The sequence below is a fragment of the Stenotrophomonas sp. P5_A8 genome, from assembly GCF_056400545.1.
Genome location: NZ_JBFULB010000348.1, coordinates 1 through 3,961, shown reverse-complemented (window position 1 = coordinate 3,961; position 3,961 = coordinate 1). Strand labels below are relative to the sequence as shown.

At 66.1% G+C, this 3,961-nt stretch carries 3 protein-coding genes and 1 pseudogene; all 4 read left to right on the top strand.

Translation table 11 applies throughout. The features are described from left to right. A pseudogene (locus AC1DQP_RS17725) lies at positions 1-607 on the top strand (lipopolysaccharide assembly protein LapB); the annotation flags it as partial. Positions 608-610: 3 nt separating this feature from the next. Then, complete coding sequence (locus AC1DQP_RS17720) at positions 611-1,585, top strand: MraY family glycosyltransferase (RefSeq protein ID WP_478052127.1); 975 nt, start codon at positions 611-613, stop codon at positions 1,583-1,585. Positions 1,586-1,601: 16 nt separating this feature from the next. After that, positions 1,602-3,509 (top strand): polysaccharide biosynthesis protein, encoded by a 1,908-nt coding sequence (locus AC1DQP_RS17715; protein ID WP_256773966.1) that lies wholly within the window; start codon positions 1,602-1,604, stop codon positions 3,507-3,509. Beyond that, positions 3,506-3,961 (top strand): UTP--glucose-1-phosphate uridylyltransferase (locus AC1DQP_RS17710; RefSeq protein ID WP_478052126.1); only part of this gene is annotated, 456 nt, incomplete at its 3' end. The genes AC1DQP_RS17715 and AC1DQP_RS17710, both read left to right, overlap by 4 nt.

Sequence of the window (3,961 nt, the reverse complement as noted above, 5' to 3'; positions counted from 1 at the left end):
GGCCGAGCGCTTCCGCGGCGCCGGCAAGATCGAGGAGGCGAGGGCGGCCATCGCGCGCGCCTACCAGGCCGATGCGATGTCGGTCCGCGCCGGCATCATCGAGGGCCGTCTTGAAGCGGATGCGGGCAATGCCGAAGCCGCCGTGCGCGCCTTCGAGCGCGCCGCGCGCAACGATCCCGAATACCTGCCCGAAGTGCTGCAGGCGCTGATGCAGAACTACCGCAAGGTCGGCGACCTTGGCGGTGCACGCGCGTTCCTGTCGGAGATGACCGAGCATTACCGTGGCATCGCCCCGGTGCTGGCCTTGACCCAGTTGATGGAAGAACAGGAGGGCGTGGCCCCGGCGCGCGCCTATCTCGGCCGCCAGCTCAAGGATCGTCCGTCGGTTCGTGGCGAATCGGCGCTGATCGACCTGACCCTGGCCGAGGGCGCGGACGCCACCGCGACCCTGCATGACCTCAAGCACATCACCGACCAGCTGCTGGTGCGCAACCCGGCCTATCGCTGCACGCGTTGCGGTTTCGGCGCACGTACGCACCACTGGCAGTGCCCCAGCTGCAAGGAATGGGGAACGGTCAAGCCGCTGCTGAACTACGCGGTGCTCTAAGCGATGCCCGTGGCCTGGATGGTCGGGTTGCCGGCGGTGCTGGCGATCGCGGCGGCGCTCACCTGGGGTGCGCGCCATTACGCGCTGCGCCGCAACCTGATGGATCAGCCCGGCGAACGCCGCAGCCATGGCGTGGCCACCCCGCGCGGGGGCGGCATCGCGATCGTGCTGACCCTGCTGCTGGCTACGGGCGTAGCTGCGCTGGCGTGGCCCGGCGCACGTCTTCAGTTGCTGGTGTTCGGTCTTGGCCTGGTGCTGGTGGCCGGCATTGGCTGGTGGGACGATCACCGCCCGCTGCCCGCGGTCCGCCGGTTGCTGGTGCATCTGGTCGCCGCCGCGTTGGTGGCCGCGCTGGTGTGGCAGGCCAGCGGCAATCCGTGGCAGGCGCTGCTGGCGCTGCTGTTCACGACGTCGTTGATCAACATCTGGAACTTCATGGATGGCATCAACGGCATAGCCACTACCCAGGCCATCCTGGCCGGGCTGGCCTTCGCGGTGGTGATGCCCGCGCCCTTTGCCCTGACCGGCCTGGTCCTGGCCTTGGCGTGCCTGGGGTTCCTGCCATTCAACTACCCGCGGGCACGGATCTTCATGGGCGATGTCGGCAGCGGCGCGCTGGGCTATGCAATTGCCGCCCTGGTCTGCCTGGCCAGCGTGGTGACCGAGGTCAACTGGTTGCTGCTGCTAGTGCCGCTCACGGCGTTCCTCGTGGACGCAGGCTTCACACTGCTGTCGCGCATGCTGTCCGGGCAAAGATGGATGGAGCCCCACACCCAGCATCTCTACCAGCGCGCGGTCAAAGGTGGTCTGAGCCACACTTTGGTCACAGGGATGTACTTTGTTTTTGGTCTATTCAGTATTACAGTGTTTAATGCTTGCAGTGATCTGCAGCCGAGGTGGGAGGCTGCCGTAGCCGTCGCGTGGATGATCTTCGCGACCGGCCTGTGGCTACTCCTGCGCAAGGGAATGCGCAACTAGAAGGATTGTTTGTTTTATGACGCCTTGGCAGGACCGTCTTACCAGTTTGATTCCGCGCGGCGCCATCGTGGTCCACGACCTGTTCATGGTCTGGGCGTGCTGGCAGCTGCTGCATGCGGGCCGCTATTCGATGCTGGCCGATGCCCCCTCGCTTCCGCTGTGGAACATCGACACCTCGCTGGTGCTGGCGATCCAGGCAGTGGTGTTCTGGCGGGTGGGCCTGTACCGCGGCCTGTGGCGTTTCGCCAGCGTGGCCGACCTCCTCAACATCTTCAAGGCCAGCTTCATCGGCCTGCTCGCCATCGTGGTCGTGCTGGCCTACAAGCGCTTCAACGGCGTGCCGATGTCGGTGCTGGTGATCTACCCGTTCGCGCTGTCGGCGCTGCTGGGCGCGCCACGCCTGTTGTACCGCGCGTGGAAGGACTACCAGTCGCTGCAATACGACGCCACTGCGCGTCGGGTGCTGATCCTGGGTGCCGGCCAGGCCGCCGAGGCGCTGGTCCGCGACCTGCGCCGTTCCGGCGATTTCGAGCCGGTCGGCCTGCTTGACGATGCCCCGCACCTGCAGGGCGCCAAGCTGCAAGGCCTGCCGATTCTCGGCACGCTGGACGATGCCCCCGCCGCGGTGCGCGAAACCGCCGCCCGACTGCTGGTGATCGCCATTCCCTCCCTGGATGCGGTCGGGATGCAGCGGGTGGTCGCCATCTGTGAGGCCACCGGCGTGCCGTTCCGCATGGTGCCCAAGCTCAATGACGTGCTGCTCGGTCATTCGCTGCCGGGCGAGCTCAAGGAAGTGGCGATCGAGGATCTGCTGGGTCGCAAGCCGATCCTGCCGGACTGGTCGCTGATCCGTGGCTGGCTGGGCGGGCGCACCGTGCTGGTGACCGGCGCCGGTGGCTCGATCGGTTCGGAGCTGTGCCGCCAGTGCGCGCGTCACGGTGCCGGCCGGATCATCCTGCTGGAAATGAGTGAACTGCTGCTGCTGACCATCGAGGGCGAGCTCACCCGCAGCTTCCCCGACCTGGAAGTGGAAGCGGTGCTCGGCGATTGCGGTGACCCGGCGGTGATCCGCCACGCGCTGTCGATGGCCAGCGTCGATGCGGTCTTCCATGCCGCCGCCTACAAGCAGGTGCCGGTGCTGGAACGCCAGCTTCGTGAGGCGGTGCGCAACAACATCCTGTCCACCGAAACGGTGGCCCGTGCCTGTGTCGAGGCCCGGATCGAGCATTTCGTGTTCATCTCCACCGACAAGGCGGTCGACCCGGTCAACGCGCTCGGCGCGAGCAAGCGCTACGCCGAGATGATCTGCCAGAGCCTGGACCAGAAGACCAGCCACACCCGTTTCGTGACTGTGCGCTTCGGCAACGTGCTGGCCTCGGCCGGCAGCGTGGTGCCGCTGTTCCGCGACCAGATCCTCAAGGGCGGGCCGGTCACCGTGACCGATCCGGAAGTGACGCGTTACTTCATGACCATCCCCGAGGCCTGCCAGCTCATCCTGCAGGCCGCGGCATCGGCGTCGCACGGGGCGATCTACACCCTGGACATGGGCGAGCCGGTGCCGATCCGCGTGCTCGCCGAGCAGATGATCCGCCTGGCCGGCAAACAGCCGTACAAGGACATCGCGATCATCTATACCGGCCTGCGTCCGGGCGAAAAGCTGCACGAGACCCTGTTCTATTCGGACGAGGACTATCGCCCCACCGCGCACCCGAAGATCCTCGAAGCCGGCGTGCGTACGTTCGCCCGCGAGCAGGTGCTGGGCAATGTCCCGCGCCTGCGCGAAGCGATCGCCACCTACGACACCGATGCCATCAACAGCATCCTGTTCGCCACCATGCCGGAGTTCTCGCCACTGCAACAGGACGATCACGTCGCGTCCGCTAAAGTGCTTCCCTTCCCGGCACGAGAGGCCAACAGGCTGTGACGAACAAGCGTATCCGCAAGGCGGTTTTCCCGGTGGCAGGTCTCGGTACCCGATTCCTTCCCGCGACCAAGACGGTTCCCAAGGAAATGCTGCCGATCATCGATCGGCCGTTGATCCAATATGCCGTCGATGAAGCGATCGAAGCCGGCTGCGACACCCTGATCTTCATCACCAACCGCTACAAGCATGCGGTGGCCGATTATTTCGACAAGGCCTACGAGCTGGAGCAGAAGCTCGAGCGCGCCGGCAAGATGGAGCAGCTGGAGCTGGTGCGCCACGTGCTGCCCAACGGCGTGCGTGCGATCTTCGTCACYCAGGCCGAGGCGCTGGGGCTGGGCCATGCGGTACTGTGCGCCAAGGCGATCGTCGGCGACGAACCGTTCGCGGTGCTGCTGCCTGACGACCTGATCTGGAACAAGGGTGACGGTGCGCTCAAGCAGATGGCCGACGCC

Bases quoted from the DNA above. Each gene is read 5' to 3' on its own strand.
- AC1DQP_RS17720 (WP_478052127.1), top strand. From the start codon at position 611: ATGCCCGTGGCCTGGATGGTCGGGTTGCCGGCGGTGCTGGCGATCGCG.
- AC1DQP_RS17715 (WP_256773966.1), top strand. From the start codon at position 1,602: ATGACGCCTTGGCAGGACCGTCTTACCAGTTTGATTCCGCGCGGCGCC.